Source organism: Ruegeria sp. TASC047, from assembly GCF_059612445.1.
Genome location: NZ_JBXWQP010000028.1, coordinates 114042 through 130564 on the forward strand (window position 1 = coordinate 114042; position 16523 = coordinate 130564).

Annotated in this window: 17 protein-coding genes and 1 riboswitch; of the genes, 3 read left to right on the forward strand and 14 right to left on the reverse strand. The window is 60.7% G+C overall.

Translation table 11 applies throughout. The features are described 5' to 3' along the window. Nucleotides 1-40 precede the first annotated feature (40 nt). Genes mutT through AC2FLO_RS07380 form a run of 3 tightly spaced genes read right to left on the reverse strand, consistent with a single transcriptional unit; the run spans nucleotide 41 to nucleotide 2516 of the window. Nucleotides 41-439: an 8-oxo-dGTP diphosphatase MutT gene (mutT, locus tag AC2FLO_RS07370; protein WP_496753231.1), complete on the reverse strand. Its 399-nt coding sequence runs from the start codon at nucleotides 437-439 to the stop codon at nucleotides 41-43. Continuing rightward, nucleotides 436-1662 carry a bifunctional glutamate N-acetyltransferase/amino-acid acetyltransferase ArgJ gene (gene argJ / locus AC2FLO_RS07375; RefSeq protein WP_496753232.1) on the reverse strand — a complete coding sequence of 409 codons (1227 nt, stop codon included), beginning with the start codon at nucleotides 1660-1662 and terminating at the stop codon, nucleotides 436-438. Before argJ ends, mutT begins: the two co-directional genes overlap by 4 nt. A gap of 5 nt (nucleotides 1663-1667) precedes the next feature. Then, complete coding sequence (locus tag AC2FLO_RS07380; RefSeq protein WP_480482443.1) at nucleotides 1668-2516, reverse strand: peptidylprolyl isomerase; 849 nt, start codon at nucleotides 2514-2516, stop codon at nucleotides 1668-1670. Between the two features lie 177 nt (nucleotides 2517-2693). On the opposite strand from AC2FLO_RS07380, the gene secA reads away from it, so the two are divergent. The 3 genes from secA (at nucleotide 2694) to AC2FLO_RS07395 (ending at nucleotide 8010) form a co-directional block, all read left to right on the forward strand. Next, on the forward strand, nucleotides 2694-5411 hold the full coding sequence (gene secA / locus AC2FLO_RS07385) for a preprotein translocase subunit SecA (RefSeq protein WP_496753233.1): 2718 nt from the start codon (nucleotides 2694-2696) through the stop codon (nucleotides 5409-5411). Between the two features lie 100 nt (nucleotides 5412-5511). After that, entirely contained in the window at nucleotides 5512-6429 is a 918-nt protein-coding gene (locus AC2FLO_RS07390; RefSeq protein ID WP_496753234.1) for a hypothetical protein, read from the forward strand. Between the two features lie 24 nt (nucleotides 6430-6453). Beyond that, a complete protein-coding gene (locus AC2FLO_RS07395; RefSeq protein ID WP_496753235.1) occupies nucleotides 6454-8010 on the forward strand; it encodes a phosphate ABC transporter substrate-binding/OmpA family protein in 1557 nt (518 codons plus the stop codon). A 3-nt stretch (nucleotides 8011-8013) separates the two neighbouring features. Here AC2FLO_RS07395 and radC read toward each other — a convergent pair whose 3' ends face one another. Genes radC through thiD form a run of 11 tightly spaced genes read right to left on the reverse strand, consistent with a single transcriptional unit; the run spans nucleotide 8014 to nucleotide 16163 of the window. Further along, nucleotides 8014-8769 (reverse strand): RadC family protein, encoded by a 756-nt coding sequence (gene radC, locus AC2FLO_RS07400; protein WP_209506928.1) that lies wholly within the window; start codon nucleotides 8767-8769, stop codon nucleotides 8014-8016. Between the two features lie 35 nt (nucleotides 8770-8804). Next, nucleotides 8805-9539, reverse strand: coding sequence for an ABC transporter permease (locus tag AC2FLO_RS07405; RefSeq protein WP_480538346.1), 735 nt, complete (start codon nucleotides 9537-9539; stop codon nucleotides 8805-8807). After that, nucleotides 9536-10264, reverse strand: coding sequence for an ABC transporter ATP-binding protein (locus AC2FLO_RS07410; RefSeq protein ID WP_496753236.1), 729 nt, complete (start codon nucleotides 10262-10264; stop codon nucleotides 9536-9538). Before AC2FLO_RS07410 ends, AC2FLO_RS07405 begins: the two co-directional genes overlap by 4 nt. Continuing rightward, nucleotides 10261-10935, reverse strand: a complete 675-nt coding sequence (gene tenA, locus AC2FLO_RS07415; RefSeq protein WP_496753237.1) for a thiaminase II — start codon at nucleotides 10933-10935, stop codon at nucleotides 10261-10263. The genes AC2FLO_RS07410 and tenA overlap by 4 nt, the downstream gene beginning before the upstream one ends. Continuing rightward, on the reverse strand, nucleotides 10932-11867 hold the full coding sequence (locus AC2FLO_RS07420) for an ABC transporter substrate-binding protein (RefSeq protein WP_209598962.1): 936 nt from the start codon (nucleotides 11865-11867) through the stop codon (nucleotides 10932-10934). The genes tenA and AC2FLO_RS07420 overlap by 4 nt, the downstream gene beginning before the upstream one ends. Nucleotides 11868-11885: 18 nt before the next feature. Then, nucleotides 11886-12851 carry a HesA/MoeB/ThiF family protein gene (locus AC2FLO_RS07425; RefSeq protein WP_496753238.1) on the reverse strand — a complete coding sequence of 322 codons (966 nt, stop codon included), beginning with the start codon at nucleotides 12849-12851 and terminating at the stop codon, nucleotides 11886-11888. Then, nucleotides 12848-13444, reverse strand: a complete 597-nt coding sequence (locus AC2FLO_RS07430; protein WP_480586952.1) for a thiamine phosphate synthase — start codon at nucleotides 13442-13444, stop codon at nucleotides 12848-12850. The genes AC2FLO_RS07425 and AC2FLO_RS07430 overlap by 4 nt, the downstream gene beginning before the upstream one ends. Next, nucleotides 13441-14205 carry a thiazole synthase gene (locus AC2FLO_RS07435; RefSeq protein WP_480474355.1) on the reverse strand — a complete coding sequence of 255 codons (765 nt, stop codon included), beginning with the start codon at nucleotides 14203-14205 and terminating at the stop codon, nucleotides 13441-13443. Before AC2FLO_RS07435 ends, AC2FLO_RS07430 begins: the two co-directional genes overlap by 4 nt. A 2-nt stretch (nucleotides 14206-14207) precedes the next feature. Next, complete coding sequence (gene thiS, locus AC2FLO_RS07440; RefSeq protein WP_480494004.1) at nucleotides 14208-14402, reverse strand: sulfur carrier protein ThiS; 195 nt, start codon at nucleotides 14400-14402, stop codon at nucleotides 14208-14210. Continuing rightward, a complete protein-coding gene (gene thiO, locus AC2FLO_RS07445) occupies nucleotides 14386-15363 on the reverse strand; it encodes a glycine oxidase ThiO (RefSeq protein WP_496753239.1) in 978 nt (325 codons plus the stop codon). The genes thiS and thiO overlap by 17 nt, the downstream gene beginning before the upstream one ends. Further along, nucleotides 15360-16163 carry a bifunctional hydroxymethylpyrimidine kinase/phosphomethylpyrimidine kinase gene (thiD, locus tag AC2FLO_RS07450; RefSeq protein ID WP_496753240.1) on the reverse strand — a complete coding sequence of 268 codons (804 nt, stop codon included), beginning with the start codon at nucleotides 16161-16163 and terminating at the stop codon, nucleotides 15360-15362. The genes thiO and thiD overlap by 4 nt, the downstream gene beginning before the upstream one ends. Before the next feature lie 44 nt (nucleotides 16164-16207). Beyond that, a riboswitch (TPP riboswitch) is annotated at nucleotides 16208-16312 on the reverse strand. Between the last annotated feature and the right edge of the window lie 211 nt (nucleotides 16313-16523).

The following is a 16523-nucleotide window of genomic DNA, read 5'->3' on the forward strand; positions in this document are numbered from 1 at the left end:
GCTGAAATTCTGGCGCTGGCGCCCGGCGCCCCTTGAGCCCTTACAACCAATCCCGCAGGATCGGGATCAGGGGCACATCCGCGGCGGGCATGGGGTAGTTGCGCAGGTCATTTGCGCGGACCCATTTCAGCGCCTGCCCCTCTTTCGACTGCGGGATGCCCTGCCATTTGCGGCAGGCGAACAGCGGCATCAGCAGGTGGAAATCATCATAGCTGTGGCTGGCAAAGGTCAGAGGGGCGAGGCACGAGGCCCATGTGTCGATGCCCAGTTCCTCGTTCAATTCGCGGATCAGGGCGGCCTCGGGGGTTTCGCCGGGTTCGATCTTGCCGCCGGGAAATTCCCAAAGCCCGGCCATGGATTTACCCTCGGGGCGTTGGGCCAGCAGCACCCGGCCCTCGATGTCGATCAGGGCGACTGCAGAGACCAGCACGGTTTTCACGAGCGGTAATCCGCGTTGATCTCGATATATCCGTGGGTCAGATCGCAGGTCCAGACGGTGGATTTGCCCGCGCCCAGACCCAGATCTACGGCGATGACCAGATCGTGACCTTTCATATAAGCGGCGGCTGCGTCTTCGCTGTAATCGGGGCTGACCCAGCCTTTTTCGGCCACAAGAATGTCGCCGAACGAAATGCTCAGCAGGTCGCGATCCGCCGCAGCACCGGATTTACCGATGGCCATGACGATACGGCCCCAGTTCGGGTCTTCGCCCGCGATGGCGGTTTTGACCAGCGGAGAGTTGGCGATGGCAAGGCCGTGGATCTTGGCGTCAGCGTCTGTTGCGGCCCCTGTCACGCGGATCTCGACGAATTTCGTGGCACCTTCGCCATCGCGCACCACTTGCTGGGCCAGATCCAGCATCACAGCCTCCAGCGCCTCGGCGAAGGCCGCGTTGCCGGTGGCGTCCACACCCGAAGCGCCGGTGGCGCACAGCAGCAGGCTGTCCGAGGTGGATGTATCGCTGTCCACGGTGATGCAGTTGAACGTCCGGTCTGTCTGCGCGCCCAGCATCGCCTGCAACGCCGATTGTTCGATCCGGGCGTCGGTAAAGATATAGACCAGCATGGTCGCCATATCGGGCGCAATCATGCCGGAACCCTTAGAAATCCCCGCAATAGAGACTGTTTTGCCATCAATTTCGACCTGCGCCACGGCCCCTTTCGGGAAGGTGTCCGTGGTCATGATCGCGCGTGCGGCGTCTTCGATCGCGTGACGGCTGAGACCCGCCTTCAGCGTTTCAAGCTTGGCAATGATGCGGTCATGAGCCAGCGGTTCACCAATCACGCCGGTTGAGGAGGTAAAGACCCGCTCGACCGGAACACCTGTCGCCTTCGAGACGGCCTGCGTCACCTCGGCCACCGACGTCTGACCATAATGCCCGGTAAAGGCATTGGCATTGCCCGAGTTCACCAGGATCGCCGCCGGGCCATCGCTGGGCCCGCCGATCTTGTCCTGACAATCCAGAACCGGGGCGGCACGCGTGGCTGAACGGGTAAAGACCCCGGCCACAGATGTGCCCGGGTCCAGCACGGCCAGCATGACATCAGTGCGGCCCTGATATCGCACGCCCGCCGCGACGGTGGCGAACCGCACACCGTCAATTGCAGGCAAATCAGGGAAGGACGCTGGCGCCAGCGGCGAAACCTTGGTGATCTTGGCCACGGGGATTACTCCTGAATCAGGTCCAGCTGGCGCAGGACTTCGGGTCCGGCACCTTCCAGTGCGGGGCGGTCGATCTGGGCCTGCTGTGTCAGTTCATCGATGCGCGCCTGAATGGCGTCCTGCTGAACGGTTTGCGCAAGCTCTTCGCGCACGGCGTCCAGCGCGGGCGCTTCGGTTTTGCGCTTGTCGTTCAGCTTGACCACATGCCAGCCGAACTGCGTCTGAACCGGATCGGACACCTGCCCTTTTTCAAGCGCGACCACGGCTGTTTCGAATTCCGGTACCATCTGGCCCTTGCCGAACCAGCCCAGCGCACCGCCATTGGGGCCGGACGGACCGGTGGAATGCGCGCGCGCGAGTTCGGCGAAATCCGCCCCGTCATCAAGCTGCGCCTTGAGGTCGTTGGCCTGTTCTTCGGTCTCGACCAGAATGTGGCTGGCATCGAATTCGTCTTCACCCGCGAAATCGTTGTACTGCGCGTCGTAGGCTGCCTGAATGGCCTCGTCCGTGACAACAGTATCGGTCAGGGCTGTGACGGTCTGAACCGCCAGAAGTGAGCGTTCTTCATTTTTCAGCCGCAGCGTGTTCAGTTTGTTCAGCCCGTCCTGCTGTTGCCCCAGCAATTGCTGCTGGATCAGCTGTTCCAGCACGAAGTCGTACAATACATCATCTTCGGCTTGCTGGTATTGCGGCGGCAGGGCGGCAACGGTTGCGATCACGTGACCCAAAGTGATCTCATCCCCGTTCACACGCGCCACCACGGTGGATGCATCCGGCTGGGTTTCGGCGGCCAGCGGCAGGGCCATCATGGCGGTCAGAGCCAGCGATGGCAGAAAAGTGAGGCCTTTGGGCATTGAATCATCCTATTTCCTTGCCGCGGCAGGGCGCAGCGTTGACACTCTGGAACCTGCCGCTTACATCGCTTTGAAGCCTTGGACAGGGCCGCCTTTCACCCCCCGTATCTATGGGTTGCGCGCAAGGTGGGCAAGCCTGTCAAAAACCAAGACAAGAACAGATCCGCTGGAGTGAACATGCTGGGACTCGGAACGCTCGCCAAAAAGGTGTTCGGAACACCGAACGACCGCAAGATCAAGGCGACCCGCCCCCTGATCGAAAAGATCAACGCGCTGGAACCCGAGTTCGAGAAACTGTCCGATCAGGGCCTGATCGACAAGACAGAAGACCTGCGCAAACGCGCGCTGGATGGCGAAAGCCTTGACGATCTGCTGCCCGAAGCCTTTGCCAACGTGCGCGAAGGAGCCCGCCGCGCGCTGGGGCTGCGCGCCTTTGACGTGCAGCTGATGGGCGGTGTTTTCCTGCATCAGGGTAACATCTCGGAAATGAAGACGGGTGAGGGCAAGACACTGGTCGCGACCCTCCCTGCCTATCTGAACGCGCTGACCGGCAAGGGCGTGCATGTGGTCACGGTGAACGAATACCTGGCCAAGCGCGACGCGGAATGGATGGGCAAGGTGTTTGCTGCCGTAGGAATGACCACAGGCGTGATCTGGTCGGGCCAGCCTGACGCGGAAAAACTGGCCGCCTATTCCTGCGACATCACCTATGCCACCAACAACGAGCTGGGTTTTGACTATCTGCGCGACAACATGAAGGCCGATCTGGAGCAGGTTTACCAGAAACACCACAATTTCGCGATTGTGGACGAGGTCGATTCGATCCTGATCGACGAGGCGCGGACGCCGCTGATCATCTCGGGCCCGGCACAGGACCGCTCGGACCTGTATACCGCCATCGATGCGCTGATCCCGAGTCTGACCGACGAACACTACACGTTGGACGAAAAGGCCCGCAACGTGACCTTCACGGATGAGGGCAACGAGTTTCTGGAGCAGCAGCTGTTGGCTGCCGGCCTGATTCCTGAAGGCCATTCGCTGTATGACCCGGAAAGCACGACCGTGGTGCATCACGTGAATCAGGGTCTGCGCGCGCACAAGCTGTTCCAGCGCGACAAGGATTACATCGTGCGCGACGGCAATGTCGTTCTGATCGACGAATTCACGGGCCGCATGATGCCGGGCCGCCGCCTGTCCGAGGGCCTGCATCAGGCCATCGAAGCCAAGGAAAACGTGCAGATTCAGCCTGAGAACGTGACGCTGGCCAGTGTAACCTTCCAGAACTATTTCCGCCTTTACGACAAGCTGGGCGGCATGACCGGGACCGCCCTGACCGAGGCCGAGGAATTTGCCGAGATTTACGGCCTGGGCGTGGTCGAGGTTCCGACCAACAAGCCGATTGCCCGTGTGGACGAGGACGATCAGGTCTATCGCACCGCCATGGAAAAATATGGCGCGATGATCGAAGAGACCAAGAAAGCCCAGGAAAAGGGTCAGCCGGTTCTTCTGGGCACAACCTCGATCGAGAAATCGGAACTGCTGAGCCAGATGCTGACCAAGGAAGGCATCGCCCATAACGTTCTGAACGCCCGCCAGCACGAGCAGGAGGCGCAGATTGTCGCCGATGCCGGCCGTCTGGGCGCGGTAACCATCGCCACCAACATGGCCGGTCGCGGTACCGACATTCAGCTGGGCGGCAATGTCGAGATGAAGGTGCTGCAAGCGATTGCGGACAACCCGGAGGCCGATCCGTCGGAGCTGCGCGCCGCAGAAGAGGCGCGCCACGCGGAAGAAAAAGAAAAGGTTCTGGCCGCAGGGGGCCTTTATGTGATGGCGTCCGAACGCCATGAAAGCCGCCGCATCGACAACCAGCTGCGCGGCCGTTCGGGCCGTCAGGGCGATCCGGGCCGTACCGTATTCTACCTGAGCCTTGAAGACGACCTGATGCGCATCTTTGGCTCGGAACGGCTGGACAAGGTGCTGACCACGTTGGGCATGAAAGAAGGCGAGGCGATCATTCACCCGTGGGTGAACAAGTCGCTGGAACGTGCGCAGTCCAAGGTCGAGGGCCGCAACTTCGACATGCGCAAGAACGTACTGAAATTCGATGACGTGATGAACGATCAGCGCAAGGTGATCTTTAGCCAGCGCCGCGAGATCATGTCGGCCAATGACCTGTCCGAGATCGTCTCGGATATGCGCGAGCAGGTGATCGACGATCTGATTGACGAATACATGCCGCCGAAATCCTATGCGGATCAGTGGGATACCGACGGTCTGCATGCGGCGATCAAGGACAAGCTGACCATCGATGCACCGGTTCAGGACTGGGCTGCCGAAGAAGGCGTGGATGACGAGCAGGTGCGCGAGCGCCTGATCAAGGCCGCGGATGAGATGATGGCCCAGAAGGCGGTTGCCTTTGGTCCCGAAAACATGCGCAACATCGAAAAGCAGGTGCTGTTGCAAACCATCGACAGCAAATGGCGCGAGCATCTGCTGACGCTGGAACATCTGCGCTCGGTCGTGGGTTTCCGCGGCTATGCCCAGCGCGACCCGCTGAACGAATACAAAAACGAAAGCTTCCAGCTGTTCGAATCCATGCTGGACGGTTTGCGGGAAACCGTTACACAGCAATTGTCGCGCGTGCGTCCACTGACCGAAGAAGAGCAGAAGGAAATGCTGGCGCAGATGGCGGCGCAACAGGCGCAGGCACAGCAGGCCGTGGACAAGGCCGCAAGCCAGGCCGAGGCCAAGGCCGAAGCTGCGGCGTCAGGCGATGCGCTTCCGGGGTTTGACGAGAGTGATCCGTCGACCTGGGGTAACCCGTCGCGAAACGACCTGTGCCCCTGCGGATCCGGCAAGAAGTTCAAACACTGCCACGGCAGATTGACCTGACGTTAACACCCTTTAATCACAATGAGTCCGTCTCGCGGCCACAAATTGGCCGCGATTGGTGGCGAGAGTGCAAGCTGCTCCTTCAACTGGGGAGGGTGTCTTGTTTGTAGTTCGCAACTACGTAACCATGTGCGGAACGGTCGCTTGTGCCCTAGGCATAGGCTATCTGATGCAGAACGGACCGGCTGCGCAGCAGAACCGCGCGCAGGGCGGTGTCGATGTAGCCTCTGTTGCCGATCAGTCTTCGATTCTGTCGGGGCTGGACAGTATCGTTCTGACTTCGGCCACCGCATCAGATGCTGATCCGGTCACTGTTACACCGGCACCCCGCGCTGTGCCCACTGCCCCCAAGACATCGAACTGCCGGATCAGCGCGCACGCAAACGCAGCACCCGGTGCCTTGGCACACCTGTCGCTGAAAGCGCCGTGCCACAAGAACGAGCGGATTGAAATTCACCATAGCGGCCTGACTGTTAGCCAGATGACGGATGCCAGCGGCGCGCTGGACATGGCGATTCCGGCCCTTTCGGAATACGCGATCTTCCTGTTTTCCTTCGAAGATGAAACAGGCACCGTCGCCACCACTCACGTTCCCGAAATCGCCGGTTTTGATCGTGTTGTCTTGCAATGGCAGGGTGATACCGAGTTGCAGATTCACGCGCTGGAATTTGGTGCCAGCTATGGCGCGGATGGCCATGTCTGGGATGACGCATCTGCCGAAGGCGCCGGTAAGGTTATGCGTCTGGGTCAGTCCGGTTCCGGTATGACGCAGAATATCGAAGTGTATTCTTTCCCGGCCAGTACGTCGGATCAATCCGGCACGATTGACCTGACCGTCGAGGCCGAAGTGACCGATGCAAATTGCGGCCACACGCTGAACGTGCAGTCGCTGGAGTTGTTGTCGGACCGCCGCCTGCGGTCGCGCGACATGTCCGTGACTCTGCCGGATTGTTCGCGCGCAGGCGAGTTTCTGGTGTTGAATAATCTGCTCTCAGACCTGACAATCGCGGCAAAGTAATCCGCAGGCAGGCTTGAACCTCTTATGACATTTTTCCGTGTGGCGGTGGCTGCGCTGTTTTCCGTGACGGCGGCGACCGGTGCTTTTGGGCAGGACATCACACTGACCTCGCATGATGGCAAGGTCGAAGTGACCGGCAATCTGCTGAGCTTTGACGGTGAGTTCTATCGCGTCGATACGCAATTCGGGACGTTGACCGTGGATGGTTCGGGCGTCACATGCGAGGGGCCCGCCTGCCCCAACCTGATCGATTTCGTCGCCGAGGTGCAGTTTTCCGGATCATCGGTGATGGCCGAAACGGTGCTGCCCGCCCTGATCATCGGCTTTGCCCGTCAGGAAGACCTGACCGCGACCCCCGCCCGCGTGGATGAGGACACCTTTGTTTACGAGCTGCATCAGGCAGGCCGGCCGGCGCCGCTGGCACGGTTTTTCTTTGACGTGGGCACCACGGATCGCGGGTTTAGTGACCTGATCGCGGACCGGGCGGATATTGTGATGGCGCTGCGCGAGATGCGCGAGACCGAGCGGGAGGCTGCCGAAGCTGCGGGGTTGGGTGATCTGAAGCGCACCCGTCAGTCGCGGGTCATTGCACTGGATGCCATGGTCCCGGTCGTGGCCCCCGACAGCGTTATGCGGCAGATTTCTCTGGCGGATCTGGCCCGCATTCTGTCCGGAGAGATCAGCAACTGGGCGCAGCTAGGTGGGCCGGATGCCCCTATTGCACTGCATGTGCCAGAGGCCGGGTCGGGTCTGGCGCAGGCGGTCGAGGATCAGGTTCTGAAAACCGCCGGTGTGGACCTGACCGATACGGCGATCCGCCACAATCGCATACATGACCTGACCGCGGCCGTGGCTAAGGATCCGTTCTCCATCGGGGTCGCCAGCAAGGCATCGGCCCATGGCACCCGCGCTTTGCCGTTGACCGGCGGGTGCGGGCATCCGCTGGCCGCGACCCGCCAGTCGATCAAGACTGAAGATTACCCACTGAATATGCCCATGTTCCTGTATCTGCCGGAACGACGCCTGCCCCGGATTGCGCGGCAGTTTCTGGCCTATAGCCAAAGCCCCGATGCGCAGATGGCCATACGTGACGCAGGATATGTGGATCAATCTGCTGAAACCCTGCCGGTTGGCGTACAGGGGGACCGGCTTGCCAATGCGGTCGTCACTGGTGGAACTGAGGTCGGACTTGAGGAGTTGCAGCGCATGATCAAGACCCTGCGCCCCTTGTCGCGCCTGTCCCTGTCGGTTCGGTTCGAACCCGGATCGTCCCGTCCGGACGCGCAGTCACGCGCCAATATTCAGCAACTGGCGCAAATGCTGGACGCGGGTACGTTGCAGGCACGCAAGGTGGTGTTTGCAGGCTTCAGCGATGGGGACGGGGGTGCCGTTTCAAATGCCCGCATCGCCCTGAGGCGCGCGCAAACCGTGCGGAACGCGGTTATCGCCGCGCTTGAAGCCCCGATCCCTGACAGTATCGCGGTTACCGCCGAAGGGTTTGGCGAGGCGATGCCCATGGCCTGCGACGACACCGAATGGGGCCGCAAGGTCAACCGGCGGGTCGAGATTTGGGTGCAGTAGCCGCTAGAGATACCCTTCGGAACGAAAGCTGAGCTCGGTCGATTTGCCGATGATCAGGTGGTCATGCAGCGTCAGCCCCAGGGCGGAACAGGCATCCTGTATGCGGTTGGTCATGTCGATGTCCGACTGTGACGGCGTTGGGTCGCCCGAAGGATGGTTGTGCACCAGGATCAAGGCCGAGGCATTCAGCTCCAGCGCCCTTTTGGCCACTTCGCGCGGATAGACGGGCACGTGATCCACGGTGCCTTTGGCCTGTTCCTCATCCGCGATCAGGACGTTCTTGCGATCCAGATAGAAAACGCGAAATTGCTCGGTCTCGCGATGCGCCATTGTTGTATGGCAGTAATCCAGCAGCGCGTCCCAGCTGGATATCACGTGCCGTTGCATCACCCGCGCCCGTGCCATCCGATGCGCGCAGGCTTCGAGGATTTTCAGATCGGTGATGACCGTATCACCAACGCCCTTGATCTGGCGCAGCCGTTCTTCGGGCGCTGTCAACACGCGGTTGAAATCGCCAAAGGCATTCATCAATGCGCGCGCCAGTGGTTTCACATCCTGCCGCGGGATGGACCGGAATAAAACCAGCTCCAGCAACTCATAATCCGGGATCGCCGCCGACCCGCCCGCCATGAACCGTTCACGCAGCCGCTTGCGATGGTCTTTGATGTAGGAGGGTAACCGACCATTCGGCAGCGGCTGCGCTGGCGCTTCGTCCGTATCAAACAGCATGGGGGCTTCGGCAAAGGCGTCCTGTGTCATGCGTTTACCCTGTCGCAGAATCACTTTCCGAAAGGTTAACGCGCCTCTCCTGCCATACGCGCGGTGGCGCGGCGTACAATCATGTGCAGAAGGATCGAAAACACGCCCAGCGTCAGCATCGCCGCAAACATCAGGTCCGTCTTGGCGCGGCCATTGGCCAGCAGCATCAGATATCCCAGACCTTGCGATGAACCGACCCATTCGCCGATCACGGCACCGATCGGCGCATACACCGCCGCCAGCCGCATCCCCGAGGCCAAAGACGGCAACGCCGCAGGGATACGGATGTGCCACAACACAGCGCGCTTGCCCGCCTGCATCGTGCGCGCAAGGTCCAGATACCCCTGCGGTGTCCGCATCAAACCGTCAAAAAAGGACGACGTGATCGGGAAATAGATGATCAGCACCGCCATCGCGACCTTGGACAACAGGCCATAGCCCAGCCACAGGGTCAGCAACGGGGCCAGCGCAAAGACCGGCAGGGCCTGAGTGAACACCAGCATTGGCTGTACCAGAACCCGTGCGGCGCGGGAATTGGCCAGCTGCAATGCGGTGACAACGCCCAGCAGCGTGCCGCAGGCAAGGCCGATAATGACCTCGATGGCTGTGATCCAGGTGTGTTCTGCAATCAGCCAGCGGTTCTGCCACCAGGTCTCGGCAACCACTGCGGGACCGGGCAGGATGAATTTTGGCAATCCGGTCAGGGTCACGATCCCCTGCCAGATGGCAAGGGCAAACAGGGTTGCAGCCAGAACAGAGAGGGACTTCATACACCGCCCCCTCGCAACAGCCGCAAAAGCGCGCCTTGTGTTTCCAGCGTCTGCAGATCATCCACGCTGCGCGGGGCTGGAGCAACCGGCGGGTCGCAGGGCGTCAGCCCGTGCTGTGTCATGACGACGATGGATTGCCCCAGACGCGCGGCCTCGCCCGGATCGTGGGTCACCAGAAGGACAGTGCGGCCTCTTAGCGCCTCGGCGGCCAGATCCTGCATATCGGCACGGGTTCGGGCATCAAGGGCGGAAAAGGGTTCATCCAGCAACACAATCGGCCGGTCTTCCATCAGGGTGCGGGCCAGTGCCACGCGCTGACGCTGCCCGCCCGAAAGCTCGGGCGGTTTTTTGGTCATATGGTCCTGCAACCGCATCCGTTCAATCAGGCGGTCGCGCCGGTCAACGTCAACTTTCTCGCCCCGCAGCCGCGCGCCCAACGAGACGTTCTGCGCAACACTCGCCCAAGGCAGCAACAGGTCGTCCTGCGCCATATAGGCAACCCGGTCCGAAACCGGCTGGCCATCGTTGGCGGTGATCCGGCCCGAGAATTCAGCTCCGGTTTCCAGCCCGGCAATCAGCCGCAAGACCGTGGTTTTTCCAACACCCGATCCACCCAGCAGACAGGTCCACGCCCCGGCGTCAAGCGTCAGGGTCAGCGGCGCGAACAGAGTCGTGCCGTCGATCGTGGCTGTGCCGTTGATGGTCAGATCGGGTGCCGGAGTCATGGGGTCAGACCCATCTGCCAGAAATTGATTTCCAATTCCGTCGCTGTACGGAACGTCCGGCACAGACGATCCCAGCGAGGTGACGATTGAAAATCCGCCCCAATCCTTCGTGTTAGAGCCGAATCCAGCAATTCGCCCACGGCCGCGCAGGCGTTCTGATAGCCTTCATCCGCGTAGGTATCGATCCAGCCACGATAGGATGTGGATGTTGCTTCCGCAGACAGGCGGGTGCCAATCTCACCATATCCCATGACGCACGGTACAAGTGCGGCCAGAAGATCCAGCAGATCACCGCTATAGCCCGCCTCGAGAACAAAGCGGGTATAGGCCAGATTCTCGGGCCGTTCAGGCGTTGCAAACAGATCGGACTGCGAAATGCCTTCTGCTTCGCAAATACCGATATGCAGCTTCATCTCTTCGCTGATCAGGCCGTTCACGGTACGCGACGCCGCCAGCATTTCAGCATGTGTTTCCGATTTCACCACGGCCAGCGCCCAGGCGCGCGAGAAGTGGATCAGGAACACGTAATCCTGACGCAAATAGTGCAGGAACGCCGGACGTGGCAGGGTGCCGTCTTTCAGGGCTTCGACAAAAGCGTGGCGGGTGTAATCCCGCCACGGCCCCTGCGCCGCATCGCGCATCAGCGCAAAGGCTTTGCCATAATCGCTCATTGCGCGGTGACGTCTATGGCAATGTCGCTGACGGGCAGGACAGTGTCGATCATGCCGCTGTCGTTCAGGAATGCTTCGAACCGGGCATATCGGCCAGCGTCAAACCCGGCGGGACGCAGGGCAAAGCGCGGCAGCGTGTCGACCCATGCGCGCGCGTTCAGCTCGTCCTGCAACTCGGGTGAGGTGGCCGAGAAGACCTCCCAGCTTTTTTCCGGGTTGTTGACGATGTACTGAGTCGCTTTTTCTGTCGCGGCCAGGAAACGGGCGATCTTGTCTTTGTCCATCGTATCGGGGTTGGCGACATAGATCAGTTCGTCATAAGACGGCACACCTTCTTCCTCGATATAGAAACAGGTGCCGGGGCGGCCTTCGATATCCATCTGGTTCAGCTCGAAGTTGCGATAGGCGCCAATCACCGCGTCCACCTGACCGGTCATCAGCGAGGGTGAGAGCGAGAAATTCACGTTGATCATCTCAACATCATCCAGCGCGACGTCGTATTTGCCAAGCACGGTGCTGAGGATGGCCTCTTCCACACCGGCGACGGAAAAGCCGATTTTCTTTCCCTTGAGGTCAGCGGGCGATTTGATCGGGCCGTCCTTCAGAACCAGCAGGCAGTTCAGGGGCGTTGCGACCAGCGTGCCGACCCGTTTCAGCGGCAGCCCTTCGTGAATCTGCAAATGCAGTTGCGGCTGATAGGATACTGCCAAATCCGCTTGACCAGCGGCCACCAGACGTGGCGGTGCGGATGGGTCGGCGGGGGCAACGACTTCGACCTGCAACCCCTGCTCGGCAAAGTAGCCGTTTTCCTGCGCCACGATGATGGGCCCATGGTCGGGGTTGATAAACCAGTCCAGCAGGACGGTCATCTTGTCTTCGGCCCAGGCTGGCGCGGCGGCCAGAAGGGCAAAGGCTGTCATCAGCTTTTTCATATCTCACGTTTCCTTTTCTCAGGAGGTTGAGGCCGCGACGAGGACAATCTCGCCCGGCCAAATCGGTTGGATTTTCTCGGCAGCGCGCCATGCGCGCAGCCCGGTGGCACAGCAAAGAGCAAGGCGTTGCCCTTTTTTAGAGTCTATTATTTGAATTTCTTCGGGTGAAATGCGCGTCGCATTCGGGTGAGCTGGAACCGGCGCTTCGTCCGGGTCACGCAGTTCGACAATCTGGTCTGTCTCCTTCAACTGACTGGCAGAGAGAAAGCGGAAACAGCTGTTCGGTTCCGGCGCGTCATCAAAACGAAACCCGGTACTGCGCAGGGTTCGCGCATCATATTGCACCATCTGCCCAAGCGGGGAAGGGTCAAGCCGCAAGATCAGGTTCAGCGCCATCTGCGCCTGCATGGACCCGATCACACCGACAACGGGGCCTAGAACACCCGCCGTGGCGCAACTTGCGCCGCTATCCGGCGCATAGGGGAAAACGGCTCGCAGAGAAGGCGCGCTGCCGCAGAAGCCGCCCACATAACCCGAAAGCCCCAGTACCGAGGCGCTGATCAGTGGCTTGCCTTGTGCCAGACAGGTATCCGACAGCAAATAACTGACCGCATAGCTGTCGGCACAATCCAGAATGATATCTGCCTGCGACACCAGATCGGGCGCATTTTCCCCTGTTAGAGCCATTTTCTTGGCAACCACATCGATTTCGGCATTCAACGCACGGCATCGGTCAGCGGCGCGTTCGGCCTTTGACAGCCCGCAATCTTCTTCTGAAAACAATGTCTGGCGATGCAGGTTCGACAGATCGACGATGTCACCATCGACAATTGTGATATGCCCCACCCCGGCCCCGGCCAATAGCGGCAGCAGCGGCGCGGCCAGACCACCTGCGCCGACCACCAGAACACGGGCCGCAGTCAGGCGGGCCTGTCCTTCGGTCCCAACCTCGGGCAGCAGCGTCTGGCGGGCGTGGCGGTTCATCTCGTGACCTCGATCCAAGCACGTACCCGCGCTTCGGGGTCGGCGTTCAACGTGATGTCCGTGACGGCCGAGACGATGTCGGCCCCGGCTGCCAGCACCCCCGCTGCGCGCTCGACGCTCATGCCGCCAATGCCGACCAGAGGAATGTCGCCAACCCGCGCCTTCCATTCGGTCACGCGGGGCAGGCCCTGCTGATGCCATTTCATCTTTTTCAAAATGGTCGGATAGACGGGACCCAGCGCCACGTAATCGGGATCCATGGCCAGAACCCGCTCAAGCTCATCATCGTCATGAGTGGAAACGCCCAGCTTTAGACCCGCTTTTCGGATGGCTTTCAGGTCGGCATCATCCAGATCTTCTTGCCCCAGATGAACCCAGTCACAACCCAGATCGATGGCCTGCTGCCAGTAATCGTTGATCACCAGAACCGCGCCGTAGTCGCGGCACAGATCGCGCGAGGCGGCAATCTGATCGCGCACCACTCCAACCGGCTGATCCTTGATACGCAGCTGCACCAGTTTGACACCCAGGGGCAGCATCTGCCGCAGCCAGTCCGAGTGATCGAAGATCGGATAGAAACGGTCCAGCGTCATGACAGGAAGGCCTTTCCAACAACAGGGGTCGAAGGTTCGGCCATATCGCGTGCCTCGATCGGGTCTGCCTGATGGGCCAGTTGTCCGGCATGGATTGCCTGCGCCATCGCCTTGGCCATCAGAACGGGGTCACCGGCACGGGCCACAGCGGTGTTCAGCAGAACGGCATCATAACCCAGTTCCATCGCATGGGCCGCGTGGCTGGGCAGGCCGATCCCGGCATCCACCACCAGCGGCGTGTCAGGGAACTCGGCCCGCATCGACCGCAGGGCGTATTCGTTGTTCAGCCCGCGCCCGGACCCGATAGGCGCCCCCCACGGCATCAGCACTTCGCACCCCGCTTCGAGCAGGCGTTCGCCCACGATCAGATCATCGGTGGTGTAGGGAAACACCTCAAACCCGTCTTCGGTCAGGATGCGCGCGGCCTCGACCAGCTGGAACACATCCGGCTGCAAACTGTCGGTGTGGCCAATCAGTTCCAGCTTGATCCATTTGGTATCAAACACTTCGCGCGCCATATGGGCTGTGGTCACCGCCTCTTTCACCGTATGACAGCCAGCCGTATTTGGCAGGATCAGAACACCCAGTTCACGGATCATCTGCCAGAATGTCTGCCCCGCGCCGGATTCCCGCCGCAGCGATACCGTTGCAACCGCCGCACCGCTTTCGCGAAAGGCCTGTTCCAGAATGGCGGGGCTGGGATATTGGGCGGTGCCCAGCATCAAGGGGTTCGGCAGTTCGATGCCGTAGAACGTTCGCATCCTCAGCCCCCCTGCATCGGCGCGACAACTTCGATCCGGTCGCCATCGGTCAGTTTGTGCCCAATACGTAGGCTTGACGGCACGAAATCTTCGTTCACGGCGGTGGCCACACGACCCGAGAAGCCGCATTCCAGCAACAGATCCGACAGGGTTTCCGCGCGCACATCGCGCGTCTCGCCGTTAAGCACGATCTTCATCGACCATCTCCGAATGTGTGTTGTCCAATGCCAGATCAGCGACCCCCCGCGCCAGTGCAGGGGCCAGCAGATAGCCATGGCGATAAAGCCCGTTGGCATAAATTGTCCGGCCCAATCGCCGGATACGCGGCAGGTTGTCCGGGAAAGCGGGGCGCAGGTCGACGCCGATCTCCAGCACCTCAGCCTCGCCAAAGGCCGGGTTCACGGCATAGGCCGCGCTGAGCAGTTCAAGCATCGAACGCGCGGTGATGCGGCTGCTGTCCTCAGATTCGATCATGGTTGCGCCCAGCATGTAGACGCCATCGCCGCGCGGAACGATGTAGAGCGGCATCCGCGGATGCAACAGCCGCACCGGGCGCGAAAGGGTCACATCGGGGCAACGAAGAACCAGCATCTCACCCTTCACGCCGCGCAGGTCGTGCAGATATTCGCGCGCGTGCAAACCCCGGCAGTCTATGGCGTTGTCCAGTTGCGCCGGAGCCAGCTTTCGGTGGAATTCCACGCCTGCGACTTGCAGGTGACGATGCAGATCGCGCAACGCCTGACGAGGATCAAGGTGCGCTTCGTTTTCAAAATACAGAGCTTTGCCAAACTTGCTCAGATCAGGCTCTAATTCGAGTATTTCCGTGCGATCAACCTCGCTGAACCCTTCGGTCCGGCGTGCAAACCGGCGCAGGTCGGGCAGGTCGCGCGCGTTGGCAACCACAAGGGTTCCACTTCTGTTTACCTGTGTTCGCTGTGCCCACCATTCGATTGCTTCCTGCCCCAGCCGCAGCACCGGTTCTTCCGCGTTTTCATATTCACACCAGGGGGCCAGCATCCCACCGGCCCACCAGGAACACCCATGCGGGCCGGGCGGGCCGCCCGGATCGAAAACCTGCACCCTTGCGCCGCGTGACACAAGCTCGCTGGCCACGGCCAGGCCCGCAACGCCCGCACCTATGACCGACCAGAGAGTCATGCGGGCCAGATCCGGTGGAAGTGGTGCACAGGACCGTGCCCGGCACCAATCTTCAGCTCATCCGCCCGCGCAATGGCCCCTTGCAGATAATTATGCGCCTGCGCGATCGCATCCCTCAGCGGCAGGCCCCTGGCCAGACCGGCGGCGATCGAAGACGACAGGGTGCATCCGGTTCCGTGGGTGTTTCTCGTGTTCTGACGCGGGGCCTGAAATGCGGCCACGACGCCTGAGGGGTCGACCAACAGATCGTGGCAGACATCGCCCGACCCATGCCCGCCCTTCATCAAAACCGCACCCGCGCCCAGAGCGCACAGGGCCTCGCCTTGTGCAGCCATCTCGTCCGGTGATTGCGCCGGTTTCGCATCCAGCAAACATGCCGCTTCGGGCAGATTGGGTGTCAGCACAGTCGCTGCTGGCACCATCACTTCGCGCAGAGTCCGGACCGCTTCCTGCGCCAACAACGCATCTCCGGATTTTGCGATCATGACAGGATCAAGAACGACGGGACCTTTGAACGCTTCCAGGCATCGGGCCACTGTATGAATGATCTCCGGCGTCGCAAGCATTCCGATCTTGATGGCCGTCACATCCAGATCGCTGAGTACCGTGTCGATTTGAGCGGCAATGACATCCAGCGGAACCCCATGCACCGCAGTGACGGCTTGCGTGTTCTGCGCCGTAACAGCGGTAATGACACTAGCGCCGAAAACACCCAACGCAGACATCGCTTTCAGATCGGCCTGAATCCCGGCGCCTCCGCCGCTGTCAGACCCTGCAATGGTCAGGGCAATTGCCGCCATGTCGTTGCTCCATCTTCTTTGGGCAACGAGGTAGGGAAAACGTCTGTGTTCATAAGACCGTTCCCTACGCCGGAATTGCCCGGATCAGGTTCGATGGGTTAGCGCGGTTGCACCTCTCAGCCCTGATACGGGCACCCCAACGGTTGTCGCGGACAATTTCAGGGTCAGCGGTTGGAATCAAGACCCAATTTGGCAAATGCATTGCCACTTTTGGTCATCTGATAAGGCCAATTGAATGTCTTTAGGGAGTATTTTGCGAGGCTCTGCCTCGCGCTCCGGGATATTTAGAGCCAGATGAATAAAGGATCCCTGCTTCATCTGGCCGGAAATATCCCGGGGGAGGCGCCTGGAACGGGCGGC